The organism is Colwellia sp. BRX8-4 (assembly GCF_014077345.1).
Classification (GTDB): Bacteria; Pseudomonadota; Gammaproteobacteria; order Enterobacterales; family Alteromonadaceae; genus Colwellia_A.
In genome coordinates, this window is sequence record NZ_JACGVS010000025.1 from 37367 (window position 1) to 52774 (window position 15408).

Below are 15408 nucleotides of genomic sequence, written 5' to 3' on the forward strand. Positions count from 1 at the left end.
TTCTTCATACGTTCAGTCTTTGAAGGGTGAATATCTCAATACTAAAAAACAGCACTATCGGTGCTGTTTTTTTATACGTTTACTTTTTGTTTTACCTGGTAAGTAATCTTATCTTTACAAGTACACGATGATTTTAGTGACAAATTGCTTACCTTTAGACAATTAACGCTGTTGTTTTGATGACACATTAAGTAGATTAACCGCATTCTAATAATAATAAAGATTACGTTTAATGAGTGTTTCAAGAGGTGGGTTTAGTTCTCGGATTGGTTTTATCATGGCAGCGGCAGGTTCCGCTGTTGGTTTAGGCAATATTTGGGGATTCCCAACACAAACAGCAAGTAATGGTGGTGCTGCTTTTGTTTTAGTTTATTTAGTTTTAGCCTTTTGCTTAGCTTACCCTGCATTTATGGCCGAATTATTGATAGGCCGATACGGGCAAGCGAATGCAGTTAGCTCGTTAGAAAAAATGTCACGCAGTCTTTGGCAGAAAAAATTCGCCTTCTTTGTTGGTTTTGGAGGCATAGTTTGTGCGGCACTTATTCTTAGTTTTTATGGGATTTTAGCTGGCTGGATGATGTCTTATGCCGTTGAACCCGTTTTAACCTTTGTTGGTTTAAGTGATGCAGCGCAATGGGTTATTTCACAATCTTTGTGGCGTAATTTAGGCTTTACCGCCTTATTCATGATCTTGACCGTTTTTATTATTCGCCATGGCGTTGAAGATGGTATAGAAAAATGGTCAAAACGTTTAATGCCAATGTTGATCGGTTTATTAATACTGTTAATTATTTATGTTGTTACCTTAGATGGTGCAGCTGAGGGATTAAATGCTTATTTGAACCCTGACTTTTCCCGTGTATTTGAAGCTGATTTATTAATTAGCGCATTAGGGCAAGCCTTCTTCTCTTTGTCACTAGGCACCAGTGTGATGATTATTTATGGTTCATATATTTCTAAAAAAGAGAATTTAATTACCCTAGGTGCACAAGTCACGCTTATTGATGTGTCTATCGCATTCCTAGCCGGCTTATTAATTATTCCTGCTATGTATGTTGCTCAAGCGCAAGGCGTGGCGATATTTGCTGATGATGGCAGTTTAATCAATGGTTCAAGTCTGGTCTTTACTGTCTTACCCAGTTTATTTGAAAGCATGGGTAATGTGGGCAGTTTTGTCGCTTTTGCTTTCTTCTTATTAATGTCTATTGCCGCTTTAACATCTTCTATTTCAATGCTTGAAGGACCGGTATCTTACGTGGTTGAGCGTCATGACCTTCCAAGAGAAAAAGCGACCACCTTAATTGGTATTGGTATTTTCTTATTGAGCGTGGTTATCGTTTTAAATATTGAAACTATGCTCGATTTTGTTGCCATTGCTGCTACGCAATATGGGCAACCTATTATAGCGATGCTATGTTGTGTTTTTGTTGGCTGGATTTGGCATAGAAATGATGTGCTTATGGAGCTTAAGCAAGGTCATGATAGTGCAGAGCATAGTGTGTTTTGGAAAATCTGGCCTTGGTATACCAAGTTTGTTTGTCCAACAGCGATAGGTGTTGTGTTTATTCATTCATTAAATCTTTTTTAAAACAGTAGAATTTAAAAATGAACATAAAAAAAGCGAGCTAAGCTCGCTTTTTTTATGTTCACAGTATCAGTGAATTGGTTAGGATGACTATGCGTTAGTAAGTGGGATGGTGTTTTTCTTTCACCTTTGTCGTCATGCTGAATTTATTTCAGTATCAGGATGACGCTTTCAACAGGAGGCAATTGTTAGCTTATATTTGGCCAAGTAAGTGACCAAGGGGTCTTAATGGCCTCTAATTGTTGTTGGCAAGATTCACTTAAATATTTTTCTCCAGAAGATGGGCAAAGTACAAATTGATATTTTTCCCCATCTAAAGTGAAGCTCAGCGCGAATGCATGTAAATAACCACGTTGCTCTTGATAAGCGTCTTGCGTTGCGTAAAGTGGATCACCGAGTATTGGAGAGCCAATACTGGATAAGGCAACACGTAGTTGGTGGGTTTTACCACTTCGCGGTTTTAATAAATACAAACGCAGACCATCGCTAAGTGAATACGACAAGAACTGTGTAATCGCGGGGTTGACTTGTGTTCGTAGTAATTTCCACATGCCTCGGCGACTTTTTTCCATATCGCCTTTAATCAAACCTTGTTTTTTCTTAGGTTTTTTATCACTGATCGCCAGGTAATATTTTTCAACCTTATGTTGTTCAAATAACGTTTGAAACTGTTGCGTAGTCGCTAAGTTTTTTGCAAAAATCATTAAACCTGAAGTCATTTTATCAAGGCGATGCACCGGGAATAAATCATCAAATTTACCTTGCGCTTTTCCCTGTTTTTTAACTTGGTTGAAAAAACCTTGCTCAAGGTCGCCTTCATCATGGAAGTTAACATCGGCCGGTTTCTCTACAATAATAAAATTATTGTGTTCAAAAATTATATTAATCGATTGCACTTATGAGAGCCCTAATCCTACCAAGATATAAAGAATAATTGTGAGCACAGCACCAAATAATGCATAAGGTAATTGTGTCTTAACATGTTCGAAATGATCACAACCACTGGCGATGGATGCAACCACGGTAGTATCAGAAATAGGAGAGGCGTGGTCGCCAAATACGCCACCACCTAACACTGCAGCGACTAAAAATTCTATGGGTAACCCACTCTGTTGAGCGATAGGTACAGCAATAGGCACCAATATAGCAAAAGTTCCCCAAGAGGTTCCTGTTGCAAAAGCCATTAACGCCGCGGCAATAAAAATAACGGGTGCCATTAAAAATAACGGCAGTTCAACATTAAATAATTCACTGACATAAATACCTGTGCCCAAGCCTTTTATTGCGTCACCAAAAGCAAATGACAAGACTAAAATGGCAACAGCAGGAAACATATGTTTAATGCCTGCAGCTGAGCTGAGGGTTATTTCTTTAACACTAAGGAGTTTATTCAAGGTAATTAATAGCACTAATAAAATAAAAGCGCTGATGATTGACCAAAATACAGCAAATGAGCCTGAGCCACGGCGTATGTCGCCATCACCTGTTATCCACAATAAAATTAGGGTCAGTGCTAATAACGTTAATAAAGGCAACCACATGATATAGGCTGGCGCTATTTGTTTTACAGTATCTTGTTGCTGGTCGGTTACCAAAGACTCTGCTCTTTTCATTGGACCATAAATTTTTCCGCTGTAGGCGGTATAAAAAGCCAATGAAATAGCGATTATTGCGTAAAAATTATAACTAACAGTACCGATTAGAACACCCACTGAGTCGGCAAGTTGATAATCATCAAGTAACCCTAATACATAAGCACCCCAGCCGTTTACTAATAATAAGATGCTTACTGGCGCGCAAGTTGAGTCAATTAGGTAGGCTAGCTTTGCGCGGCTCATTTTATATTTATCAAAGAGTTTCTGACTAGCCATACCAGCAGTAAACATACTTAAATTAGTATCGGTAAAAATACTGGTACCAATAATTGTCGGCAGCATACTCGCTTGTCGAGCGTTTTTGACTAAATTTAATGAGGACAGTTTTTCGATAAAACCATTAACCGCGCCTGATTTATTCATTAGGGTTACTAACGCGCCAATTAATAAACTAAAACTAACAATATAAAGGTTACTGGTAGAAGTGAATACACCACCAATCGCCAAAAAACCATCGGTTATGCCCGTTATTATTTGCCAGTTTGTCGACATTATACTTGCTAAAATTAAACCGCAGAATAAAGCTAGTAGAGCGTTTTTTCGCCAAATGGCAATCACAATAGCAACAAGTGGAGGAAGTAATGATAAAGGACTGTCTTGCATGATTTTAACTATTTTCTTATTATTATCTTATAAGGCACTTTACCGTAAGCGCTAATGTTTAGAAACTGCTTTGTAAGAGATTCATACAAATTTGATTAGTTTTATTTTGAAAATAAAACTAGCGTATTACGGTCTAGTGCTTTTAGAAAATGAATGTTTATTTTGAGGATGTCACTTAAGATTGATTTTTAATACGATAAAGTATTGAAAAGTTAATTATTACCCTCAAATAGTCAATAGCAGCTACGCTTAATGTATTAGGGATTATTTTTGAAACTTTCTTTTGATGACTATGTAATGGCATTTAGCCAAGATGAACATTTATCTTCCTTAACAGGCATTGGGCGAGGCATAGAACGAGAAGGCTTACGCGTTTTACCTGAAGGACGTTTGTCATTAGCCCCCCACCATAAAAGCTTAGGCGCTGCGTTAACACATCCTAATATCACTACGGACTACTCAGAAACGTTATTAGAGTTTATTACACCGGTGAGTTTTGATCCCGAAACAACTATCGCGCAATTACAAGATATTCAAAAATATACCTTAAGTAAAATTGATGGCGAACTGCTGTGGCCAATGAGTATGCCATGTTTTGTTGATAATGATGATGCTATACCGCTAGCAAACTATGGTTCATCAAACGTAGGTCAAATGAAAACAGCCTATCGTCAAGGGCTAAAAAATCGCTATGGTAGTATGATGCAGGTTATTTCTGGTATTCATTTTAATTTCTCATTTTCTCAAAATTTTTGGCAAAGTATGCAAAAAATTTCAGAAAATAAGGCACCGATAAATGATTTTATATCAGAAAAATATTTTTCATTATTACGTAACTACAAACGATATTGCTGGTTGATACCTTACCTTTACGGTAGCTCGCCAACTATTTGTGGTTCATTTTTGAAAAATAAAACCACCACGCTTCCTTTCAAAAAGTCAGCGAGTGGTTATATGTACCTTGAGTACGCTACATCGTTGAGAATGAGTGATTTAGGTTACACCAATAGCGAGCAAGCATCGTTGAAAATTTGTTATAACGATTTAAGTGGTTACTTAGATGGTGTACAAAATGCGATTAATTTACCTTCAGAAAAGTTTGCTGCCTTTGGTGTAAAGGTTAACGGAAAATATCAGCAACTTAACAGTAATATTTTACAGATTGAGAATGAACTTTATGCGCCTATTCGGCCTAAGCAAGTTGCTAAATCTGGAGAGAAACCCTCAGAAGCATTAAGAAATAGAGGGGTTGAATACATTGAAGTACGCGCCCTTGATGTTAATCCATTCTCTGATACGGGGATAAGCATTGAGCAAGTTTATTTTCTCGATGTTTTCATTACCTATTGTGCCTTAGCAGATAGCCCTTTATTTACTTATCAACAACAAGAAAGCTGCGATGCCAATATGGACGAAGTTGTTGTTCGAGGCAGAGATCCACTTTTACTACTCAATGATAATGGTTGTGATAAATCAGTGAAAGCCTGGGGCAGTGAAATTTTCCAACAAATGGAGAAAGTCGCAATCTTATTAGATAGTGCTTATGGCAGTGACAAATATAGTCAAGCGGTGGCCAATGAACAACAAAAATTGCTTGATCCTAATTTAACACCTTCCGCTCAATTACTTGATTGTGTGGTAAATCAAAATCAAAGCTTAACGGGCATCGCTTTACAAAAAGCACAAGACTATCGTCAACAGTTACTAGCGGCAGATTATCAGGTGTTTAATGAGCAGTATTTTATTGACGCGGCAACAAAATCACATCAAGGACAAAAGGATATTGAAAACGCTGACCAAGTAGATTTTGATACTTTTTTAGCTGACTATTTTGGTAAATAGTCTTTAATAATTACTCGCCAGAATAGCGCGTTAGTTAACGTGCTATTCCATCTTTCACTCCTGACAATAAAACTCTTGTTCAAGTATAATCGTTCTCTTAAGCCCTCACTTCCTTGTTGCGTTGACTTTACTCATTTCATTTTGCTAAATAATAAGCAAACATTTTGCTAAATAATAGGCAAAAAAAAACGCATTACTTAAAAAAGAATGCGCAATAAAAACATAATAACTAAGGGAAACATAAACACTTATAAAGTAAGAGTGTTAGTTGTGGTTTTAGTTCCATTTATTTAGCTATTTTTATTCATTGTTTTATCGGCAGAGTCGTTGGTGATTAAATCGGTTGTTCCGGATAAAATGCTGATAAACTTTTACTAGAATTTAGGCAAAAAAAAACGCATTACTTAAAAAAGAATGCGCAATAAAAACATAACTACTAAGGGAGAAACATAAACACTGCTAAGTAAGAGTGGCAGTTCTAGTTTTAGTTCAATAATGTTTCATTTAAAATAAAAATATTTTTTACAACACTACTCTCACTATTATCTAGTTGGTATAAGGTCGTCTTTCTGGCATGATAACAATATCCAATCCAATAACGTACTGATGTTATGTCGTTTATTAAACCTTTTCTTATTTCATTGTTCAGCATCATACTCCTCTCAAGTTGTGCTACATCACCGCCAAAAAATCCTGAAAATATCTGTGAAATTTTTCGTGAACACCGTGATTGGTATTTTGCTGCCAAAGAAGTGCGTGAGCGTTGGGGGGTGCCTATCCATGTGCCCATGAGTATGATGTTCCAAGAAAGTTCATTTAGAGCCGATGCTTTGCCTCCTAGAGACTATTTACTGGGTTTTATCCCTTGGGGTCGGGTAAGTACTGCTTACGGTTACTCTCAAGCAAAAACGATGACTTGGGATGATTATATTAAAGAAACAGACAATTCTGGCGCCGACCGTGATGACTTTGACGACGCTATTGATTTTATGGGTTGGTTTATATTTAAAACACAGAAAATTAATAAGGTCTCTAAATGGGATGCTTACAACCAATATTTAAATTATCACGAAGGTTGGGGAGGCTTTAAGCGTCGCTCTTATAAACAGAAGCCTTGGCTGGCAAAGGTCGCCCGCAAAGTCGATAACCGAGCACGGCGCTACAGTAGCCAATTAAAAAGCTGTGAAGCAGATTTAAATCATGGTTGGTTATGGCGATTATTTTTTGCATAAAGTTTATTTGTCGATATAACTGTAATTAGCTTTGTGAGTATGGTCTTTTATAAAAAGGTCATGCTTTTTAGTTTTAGGGCTAAATTAAAGCCAATGATTGTTCACCGAGTTACATAACATAAGTAGTGATAACATGTAGCATAAATAGTACTTATATAATCTCTTTGCAGTAAAAATGCTCGCAAAGGCTTACGTTTCTTATCATAAAAATTATTGTAAAAAAAACTTCATAAATATTAAAGAAAGGCATTGCATTATTTGAGGGCTGGCTCTTATTGGGCTGCGTTTTGTTATCCACAGAAATTGTGGAAAAATCATTATTAGATCAAGTGGTGTGAATAACTCTGTGAATAACTTTGTGGCTTGCTGCTATTATCCACAAAAGAAGAAATAAGAGCATCTAAAAGTAATTGTTACTATGATAAGGATTTCATAAAAAAAGGCCTTAAAATGATGATTTAAGGCCTTGTGTTATATCTATGGTGTAACCAAACTTGCTACTTTTCTTTATCATTATCGAGATAAAGTTCAGGAAGGATCCTAACTGTTTTGATCATATTATCTGAGACATCAACAATTTCTAAAGGGTAACCTGCTATACGTACACTTAAATTAGCTTCTGGTATATCTTCTAAATATTCGATAATTAAGCCGTTTAATGTTTTAGGGCCATCGGTAGGGAAATTCCATGTCATTTCTTTATTAATATCCCTCACCGTAGCACTACCATCGACTAAATAACTACCATCAGGTTGTGCATTAACCTCTTCACTTGTCGTCGGCGTCATCGTTGTTGTAAAGTCACCAACGACTTCTTCCAAAATATCTTCTAGGGTTACTAAGCCTTGAATGTCACCATATTCATCGACGACTAAGCCTAATCGTTCTTTGGCATGCTGAAACTTTAATAGTTGCACATTCAGGGTGGTGCCTTCGGGAATAAAATATAATTCTTTTATTGCTCTGATTAAGGTGGTTTTAGTAAATTGATTTTTGAATAAGAGTTTCAATGCATCACGTAGATGAATATAACCGACAACATCATCCATATTGTCTCGATACAATAACACACGGGTATGGTTTGATTGTGCCAGTTGTTTTTGAATCTTTTTCCAGTCATCATTAATATCAATGCCCACTAACTCATTACGTGGGATCATAATATCTTCAACGGTCACTTTCTCTAAATCAAGAATACCGACCAACATATTTTGATCGCGCTCGGGTAACATAGCCCCAGAGTCATTAACAACGGTTCTAAGTTCTTCTGAGCTTAAACTGTGATGAACACGTTGTTCAGAACTAACACCGATTAATAGCAATAAACCGTTAGTGATCCAATTTACAGCAACAACGAAAGGGAACAACAGCTTCAATAAAACAGATAAGACAACTGAGCTTGGAAAAGCGATTTTTTCAGGGTATAACGCCGCTAATGTTTTTGGGGTTACTTCAGAAAATATAAGCACAACAAGTGTTAATGCAATGGTTGCAACCAACACACCCATGTCACCAAATAAACGTAAGCCGATAATAGTGGCAATCGCAGAGGCCGCTATATTAACAAGATTATTGCCAATAAGTATTAAACCAATTAAACGGTCTGGACGCTCTAATAATTTACTGACGCGTTTAGCACCTTGATGATTTTGTTTTTCTAAATGGCGAAGTCGATAGCGGTTAAGCGACATAATGCCAGTTTCAGATCCTGAAAAATAGGCTGATAGAATAATTAGAATGCCAAGAATGGCAAAGAGCATTTCCGTTGATATGTTGTCCAAAAAAGGAACCCTATGTTGTGTTATAGATAGTCATTAAGTACGTTATATACTTATTTAATGACCATTATTTTGATAATTTACAGTAAAATAAATTCTTTAACAAATCGACTACCGAAATATGCCAATGTTAATAAAGCACTACCGGTAACCATTAATATTAATACTCGATGTCCTCGCCAACCCCTATTGTAATGACCCCAGAGTATCGTTGAATAGACCAGTAGGGCTAATATAGACAATATTGTTTTATGTAAGTTTTCGTGTGAGATCATCCCATCTAAAAATAAGAAGCCAATCACTTGGCTGAGTAATAAAAAACTCGTGCCAATACTTAATATAATAAAAAGCTGACCTTCAACTTGCATCAGTGGTGGTAAATGATTGACCGCCGCCAAATTTTTTGTTTTTAATTTAAAATGGATGTAAGCCACTTGAAACGCATAAAGTGTCGCAATAATCAGCGTACAATAAGAGAGCAGTGCAAGCGTTACATGGCTTATTACACTTAATTGGTGATTAATTAAGGGGGCTTGTTCAACACTCGGTATGAATATCATCAAAAATTGCCAAATACCCGCAAAACCATAAATAACTGGTAAGAGTAAATTCACCTTAAAGCGCAAAGCAAATGCAGAGACTGATAAACAAATAATTAAACTGACTAAAGAAATAACGTTAGGCAATGCAAAGTTAATATCCGCTTGAGCAACTAAAAACTGTGCATTACTTAACGTGTGAAGCACCATAGCTAAACAGCCAAAAAATAATACAAAAACTAAATTAGGCCCTTTAGGGTGAAATAAACGTAATAACATTGCAGAAGTTGCTACAGCATAAGCAAAAAATGCAATTAAAGAACAAATATCCGAAAAACTCACAACGTGCTCCCACACAAGAACTTAAAAGTTAGGTATTTATACCTGCAAACGATTCTATCAGAATGCGGGTAATACACCCTATATTAAAACTATAAAACTAATTTTCTTAAAGGCTTTATCGATAAAAAGGCAATTAACCCTGCGCAAGTTAACCCAAACCAAAAGGGTAGTAACTCATGGCTATGTTGCATTTGCTGCGTAATATTAATATCAAAAAACGCCAAGCCCCAATCAAGTAGTAAGCCAAAGCCAATTGCACACGACGAAATACCTAATAAATACCGGATTAAAACACTGCTGCCCATTTCATTTTTAATGACGCCCAATGTTGAAATATTGGTTGCAGGGCCAGCCATCATAAAGACCAACGCTGTGCCAGGAGATATACCGGCTAAAATAAAGCCCGCGGCGACAGGGGTCGATGCAGTGGCACAAATATACATAGGGATTGATATAACAATCATCACTAACATTGCGCCTAAACCACTTCCGTAGCTAAGTAAAAAAGAGGCGGGTAAAAATGTTTTTATTAACGTGGCAAAAACTAAACCGACTAATAACCAAATAATGATATCGTCTATCAATTGCGTTGCCGCGTAATGAATACCTGAGGTGGTTTTACTGATAAAACTTGCTGATTTTGTTGGTGGTTCAGATGTTTTTTCACTGGCACAACATGAAGATTTTACATTTTCTGTCGCAAGTACAGGTTCAGTAACTACTTTTTTCTTACTTGGACAACAACTAGGTGCATCTTCAGTTGCTGATTTTGGCAGAGTAATGTCTTCTTTTTTTATCGTTGAAACCAATAAGCCTGTAATAATAGCAGAAAATATCGCAGTTATTGGACGATAAATAGCAAACACGGGCCCTAATAAAGCATATGAAACAGAAACAGAGTCAACGCCTGTTTCTGGGGTCGCAACTAAGAAGGATGAGGTTGCAGAAGCGGAAGCGCCACTGCGACGTAATTCAGTCGCAACAGGGATAACACCACATGAGCATAAAGGTAAAGGTGCGCCAATGAGTGCGGCTTTAATAATAGCGAGTTTCCCTTCGCCTAAATGTTGACTTAAAATTTTAGTGGGTACCCAAGACTTCATTAAACCAGCGATGAGTAAACCTAATAATAACCAAGGACTTGCTTCAGCACTTAGGGCTAAAAAGTTTGTCAGTAATGCAGATAAATATTCCAAGACAGTCACTATATTAATTATATAAAAGTTAAACCAACCTACAGCTTACCATACTTATATTAAGGTGCATTAGTCGTTATCAAATAACGACGATTTATTTATCTGATCTGCTGTTCTTTACTCTTGTAGTTAATTGATAAATCTAACGCTAATGAGCATGAAGAAACTGAGAGGATTTGCTATTAATCCTTTCGCTTATTTTATTGGCGGGTATAATATGCAATAATTTTTATATTCAGCACAATATAGAGTCATACATGTTTGAGAATCTTTCCGATCGTTTAACGAAAACGTTAAAAAATATCAGCGGCCGTGGCCGATTAACAGAAGACAACATTAAAGAAACATTACGTGAAGTGCGTATGGCACTTCTTGAAGCGGATGTTGCCTTACCGGTTATTCGTGATTTTATCGCTAAAGTAAAAGAGAGCGCGGTTGGTCAAGATGTCTCTAAAAGTCTTACTCCAGGACAAGTCTTCGTAAAAATTGTTCAAAAAGAACTTGAACACGCTATGGGTGAAGTCAACGAGACCCTTAATTTAAAAGCGGCTCCGCCAGCCATTGTATTAATGGCAGGTTTACAAGGGGCGGGTAAAACAACCTCTGTGGCAAAGTTATCAAAATACTTAACAGAGCGTGAAAAGAAAAAGGTATTAGTCGTCAGTGTCGATGTTTATCGTCCGGCTGCTATTAAACAGCTAGAAACATTAGCAAACGAAATTAATATTGAATTTTTCCCAAGTGATATTTCGCAAAAACCAATAGATATTGCTAATGCAGCTATTGAACATGCTAAAAAGTTTTTATTTGATGTATTAATTGTTGATACTGCGGGTCGTTTACATGTTGATAAAGACATGATGACTGAGATACAAGATCTACACGCGGCTATTAATCCAATAGAAACATTATTCACCGTTGATGCAATGACGGGACAAGATGCGGCAAACACAGCGAAAGCCTTTGGTGACGCTTTACCGTTAACCGGTATCATACTGACCAAAACTGACGGTGACGCTCGAGGCGGTGCTGCGCTTTCTATTCGCCATATTACCGGCAAGCCTATTAAATTTATGGGTGTTGGCGAAAAAATTGAAGCATTAGAACCTTTCCATCCTGACCGTATTGCCTCACGTATTCTTGGTATGGGCGATGTACTTTCTTTAATCGAAGAAGTTGAACAAAAGGTTGATAAGAAGAAAGCTGAGCAATTAGCCAAAAAATTTAAAAGTGGTAAAAGTTTTGATTTAGAAGATTTTCGTGAGCAACTTGTGCAAATGAAAAACATGGGTGGCATGACTAGCATGATGGACAAATTGCCAGGTATGGGCAATATGTCAGATAAAATTAAAGATCAAATGGATGATAAATTAACCTTACGAATGGAAGCTATTATTAGCTCTATGACTAAAGGTGAACGTGAGCGTCCTGATATTATTAAAGGTTCTAGAAAACGTAGAATTGCTGCAGGTTCAGGTACTCAAATTCAAGATGTGAATCGTTTATTAAAACAATTTATGCAAATGCAAAAAATGATGAAAAAAATGTCTGGTAAAGGTGGCATGCAGAAAATGATGCGCTCAATGAAGGGCATGATGCCTCCAGGCGGTGCAGGCGGTGGCCCAGGTGGCGGGATGTTCGGCCGTTAAGTTAAACAATATTTAATTTCAAAAGGTAGCGTTCGCTACCTTTTTTGCTTTTAGTCTTTAGTCATTTCAGGTTTATCATTAGCACTGGGCGATCTTTATACTTGCTATTTATCCTAGGAAGCGTAAAATACGCGAGCTTTTCTGTCACCTAGGGTGTCAGGAAATGTCTGGAAAATTCGTTTTAACACTTTAAATAATAGAGGGCGATATGGTAACCATTCGTTTAGCTCGTGGCGGCGCCAAAAAGCGTCCATTCTATCAGGTTGTTGTTGCAGATAGCCGTAACTCTCGCGATGGTCGTTTCATCGAGAAAGTTGGCTTTTTTAACCCAACAGCAGAAGGTCAAGCTGAGAAATTACGCTTAGACCTAGACCGTATCAACCATTGGGTTGGTCAGGGTGCTGGTTTATCTGATCGTGTGGCTAAGTTAGTTAAAGACGCTCAAGTAGCAGCTTAATTAATTTAGTAGGTTTAGGAGTTGTTGTGGAAGAAATAAATAAAGAAGTCATCTTAGGTAAAGTAGGCGCAGTTTACGGTATCAAAGGTTGGTTGAAAATTCATTCGTTCACTGATGAAACCGAAGCTATATTAGACTATTTTCCTTGGTCTCTAAAATTAGGGAATAAAATACAATCAGTCGATATATCTGATTGGCGCAAACATAATAACGGACTCGTTGTTCATGTTGCTGGTATTGATGATCGTGATATAGCCCAAAAGCTTGTCGGATCAGAAATATTTGTCAACGAAAGCGCACTAGCAGAATTGCCCGACGGGGAGTTTTACTGGCGCGATTTGATCGGCATGTCTGTTGTTACTGACAAAGGTTACGACCTTGGTCATGTTTCTGAAATTTTAGAAACTGGCGCTAACGATGTACTGGTTGTTAAAGCTAATCGTAATGACGGCTTTGGTCAAAAAGAGCGTTTAATTCCGTATCTTTTTGAACAAGTTGTAAAATCAATTAGTGCTGAAAATAAACAAATTTGTGTTGACTGGGACCCAGGTTTCTAACTTGAGTAATAGTGTTTTAACAAACAAACGATGGTATGGGGTGATAAGCCTTTTTCCTGAAATGTTTGACGCCATTACAGAGTATGGGGTGACAGGCCGAGCGATCCGTAACGGGTTAATTGAATTTCATAAGTGGAATCCAAGAGACTTTACGCACGATAAACATAGAACCGTTGATGACCGTCCTTATGGCGGTGGTCCGGGCATGTTAATGATGGTGCAACCGCTACGTGATGCTATTAAAGCTGCAAAAGCTGCTGCGAATTTCGCTGCAGATTCTGCGATAGGTGATAATAGTAGTTCTGATAAAGAACAAGTCAAGGTTATATATTTGTCGCCGCAGGGACGTAAACTCGACCAAGCTGGTGTACGCGAATTAGCACAACATAATAAGCTGCTATTTATAGCAGGGCGTTATGAAGGCATAGACGAACGATTAATTGAGTCGGAAATCGACGAAGAATGGTCTGTCGGTGATTATGTTTTGAGTGGTGGAGAACTCCCCGCAATGAACATGATCGATGCTATAGCACGTTTTGTGCCCGGTGTTTTAGGACATAATCAGTCAGCTGAGCAAGATTCTTTCTCAGAGGGTTTATTAGATTGTCCTCATTACACAAGGCCAGAAGTACTCGACACTTCAATAGAAGCTATGTCGGTACCTAAAGTGCTATTAAGTGGTAATCACGAACACATAAAGCAATGGCGTATGTTTAAGTCACTAGAAAGAACATGGACCAGAAGACCAGAACTATTAACTAACCTAGCTCTGACAGCAGAACAAAAGAAAATGTTAGCTTCTATTAAAGAAGATAATAAATGATTTTGTTGATGCCTGTGAACCCTAGGAAGAAGGTATTATGAGTAACATTATTGATATGCTCGAAAAAGAGCAGATGAAAACAGATTTACCAGCATTCGCACCAGGCGACACTGTTGTTGTACAAGTAAAAGTTACAGAAGGTGATAAATCACGTCTTCAAGCATTTGAAGGTGTAGTTATTGCAATAAAAAGCCGTGGCATCAATTCTGCATTCACTGTTCGTAAAATCTCGAACGGTGTTGGTGTAGAACGTGTATTCCAGACACATAGCCCTATTGTTGACTCTATTGAAGTCAAACGTCGCGGTGATGTACGTCAAGCTAAACTTTACTACTTGCGCGAGCTATCTGGCCGTAAAGCACGTATTAAAGAAAAATTGGCAAAAAGATAATCTCTTTTTAAGCCCGTTTTGCTTTAGCAATACGCATAAAAAAAGCCTGAATAATTCGTTATTCAGGCTTTTTTTGTTTTAGTGTATATTCTGATACAGTAATCTATCTTACTGATTCTGCTGATTGTATTCTTATCCATTCAAGATGACTGACAAGCTATTTACCCGTCGGTTTTAGTTCGACCCTCTCACCGTAGAAGAACGAGTTAAACCCTAGTTTAACGATCATATTACTTGATTGAAGATTTAAAGCTCACTGATATTACTTACTATAGGTAGTTTATTAACTTAATTGGAAAGTACTAATAGCGAACATAAGTGTTGTCGCCCTTGGTCGGTTTACAATCTAGTTTAGCAGTCTGATGTCATAAAGGTTGGTTAATCATTTCTCATAATAGTTTGCAATTTAATAATTTTATTATTTTATTTTGCTCTATGTTATTGAATTTATTTGTTATTTTTATTGGTGTATTTTTTGCATTAATAAGTAAGTAGAGTGGTTTATTTGCATAATAAAAATTATGTTATTCATTCTGCGAATATTTATTCTACGATTATTATTAGGCGACAATTAGCTTGGCCGGGTCGCGACAATTAGGTTGACCGGTTTTGGTACACTTTAGATATATCAAACTCAATAGAGAAAGATATGTCTGGAAAACCCATAACCAAGCAACAGGTTAATTTATATATGTCTTATCGTAATGATCATAAACAAACAGCAGCCGCTGCCCAATCTGGTATGTCAGAGCGTACAGC

The 15408-nt window shown here is 37.2% G+C and carries 13 protein-coding genes; 8 read left to right on the forward strand and 5 right to left on the reverse strand.

Features of this window, described 5'->3' with window-relative positions:
- Positions 1-232: 232 nt before the first annotated feature.
- Positions 233-1588, forward strand: coding sequence for a sodium-dependent transporter (locus H4J56_RS16865; RefSeq protein WP_182230283.1), 1356 nt, complete (start codon positions 233-235; stop codon positions 1586-1588).
- A 185-nt stretch (positions 1589-1773) separates the two neighbouring features.
- Here the strand turns inward: H4J56_RS16865 and H4J56_RS16870 are convergent, their stop codons facing one another.
- Together H4J56_RS16870 and H4J56_RS16875 are read right to left on the reverse strand one after the other, a co-directional pair.
- Positions 1774-2481, reverse strand: coding sequence for a TIGR01621 family pseudouridine synthase (locus H4J56_RS16870; RefSeq protein ID WP_182222796.1), 708 nt, complete (start codon positions 2479-2481; stop codon positions 1774-1776).
- The gene (locus tag H4J56_RS16875) at positions 2482-3843 is read right to left on the reverse strand and encodes a Na+/H+ antiporter NhaC family protein (RefSeq protein ID WP_182222797.1); all 1362 of its coding nucleotides are present in this window, start codon (positions 3841-3843) and stop codon (positions 2482-2484) included.
- Positions 3844-4113: 270 nt separating this feature from the next.
- On the opposite strand from H4J56_RS16875, the gene gshA reads away from it, so the two are divergent.
- Positions 4114-5685, forward strand: coding sequence for a glutamate--cysteine ligase (gene gshA, locus H4J56_RS16880; protein ID WP_310733620.1), 1572 nt, complete (start codon positions 4114-4116; stop codon positions 5683-5685).
- A gap of 611 nt (positions 5686-6296) precedes the next feature.
- Positions 6297-6917 carry a hypothetical protein gene (locus H4J56_RS16885; RefSeq protein ID WP_182173615.1) on the forward strand — a complete coding sequence of 207 codons (621 nt, stop codon included), beginning with the start codon at positions 6297-6299 and terminating at the stop codon, positions 6915-6917.
- Between the two features lie 497 nt (positions 6918-7414).
- Here the strand turns inward: H4J56_RS16885 and H4J56_RS16890 are convergent, their stop codons facing one another.
- From H4J56_RS16890 to H4J56_RS16900, 3 genes are all read right to left on the reverse strand, one after another.
- A complete protein-coding gene (locus tag H4J56_RS16890; protein ID WP_182216728.1) occupies positions 7415-8698 on the reverse strand; it encodes an HlyC/CorC family transporter in 1284 nt (427 codons plus the stop codon).
- Between the two features lie 77 nt (positions 8699-8775).
- Entirely contained in the window at positions 8776-9576 is an 801-nt protein-coding gene (locus tag H4J56_RS16895) for a cytochrome c biogenesis protein CcsA (RefSeq protein ID WP_182221883.1), read from the reverse strand.
- 89 nt (positions 9577-9665) lie between these two features.
- Positions 9666-10781: an SO_0444 family Cu/Zn efflux transporter gene (locus H4J56_RS16900; protein WP_310733512.1), complete on the reverse strand. Its 1116-nt coding sequence runs from the start codon at positions 10779-10781 to the stop codon at positions 9666-9668.
- A 248-nt stretch (positions 10782-11029) separates the two neighbouring features.
- Between H4J56_RS16900 and ffh the strand changes: the two genes are divergently transcribed.
- The 5 genes from ffh (at position 11030) to rplS (ending at position 14649) form a co-directional block, all read left to right on the forward strand.
- Complete coding sequence (gene ffh, locus H4J56_RS16905) at positions 11030-12421, forward strand: signal recognition particle protein (RefSeq protein WP_070375879.1); 1392 nt, start codon at positions 11030-11032, stop codon at positions 12419-12421.
- Between the two features lie 208 nt (positions 12422-12629).
- Positions 12630-12878 (forward strand): 30S ribosomal protein S16, encoded by a 249-nt coding sequence (rpsP, locus tag H4J56_RS16910; RefSeq protein WP_070375880.1) that lies wholly within the window; start codon positions 12630-12632, stop codon positions 12876-12878.
- Positions 12879-12904: 26 nt separating this feature from the next.
- Positions 12905-13435, forward strand: a complete 531-nt coding sequence (gene rimM / locus H4J56_RS16915) for a ribosome maturation factor RimM (protein ID WP_070375881.1) — start codon at positions 12905-12907, stop codon at positions 13433-13435.
- 1 nt (position 13436) lies between these two features.
- A complete protein-coding gene (gene trmD, locus H4J56_RS16920; RefSeq protein ID WP_259366338.1) occupies positions 13437-14258 on the forward strand; it encodes a tRNA (guanosine(37)-N1)-methyltransferase TrmD in 822 nt (273 codons plus the stop codon).
- Positions 14259-14295: 37 nt separating this feature from the next.
- Positions 14296-14649 carry a 50S ribosomal protein L19 gene (rplS, locus tag H4J56_RS16925; RefSeq protein WP_070375882.1) on the forward strand — a complete coding sequence of 118 codons (354 nt, stop codon included), beginning with the start codon at positions 14296-14298 and terminating at the stop codon, positions 14647-14649.
- Positions 14650-15408: the final 759 nt, after the last annotated feature.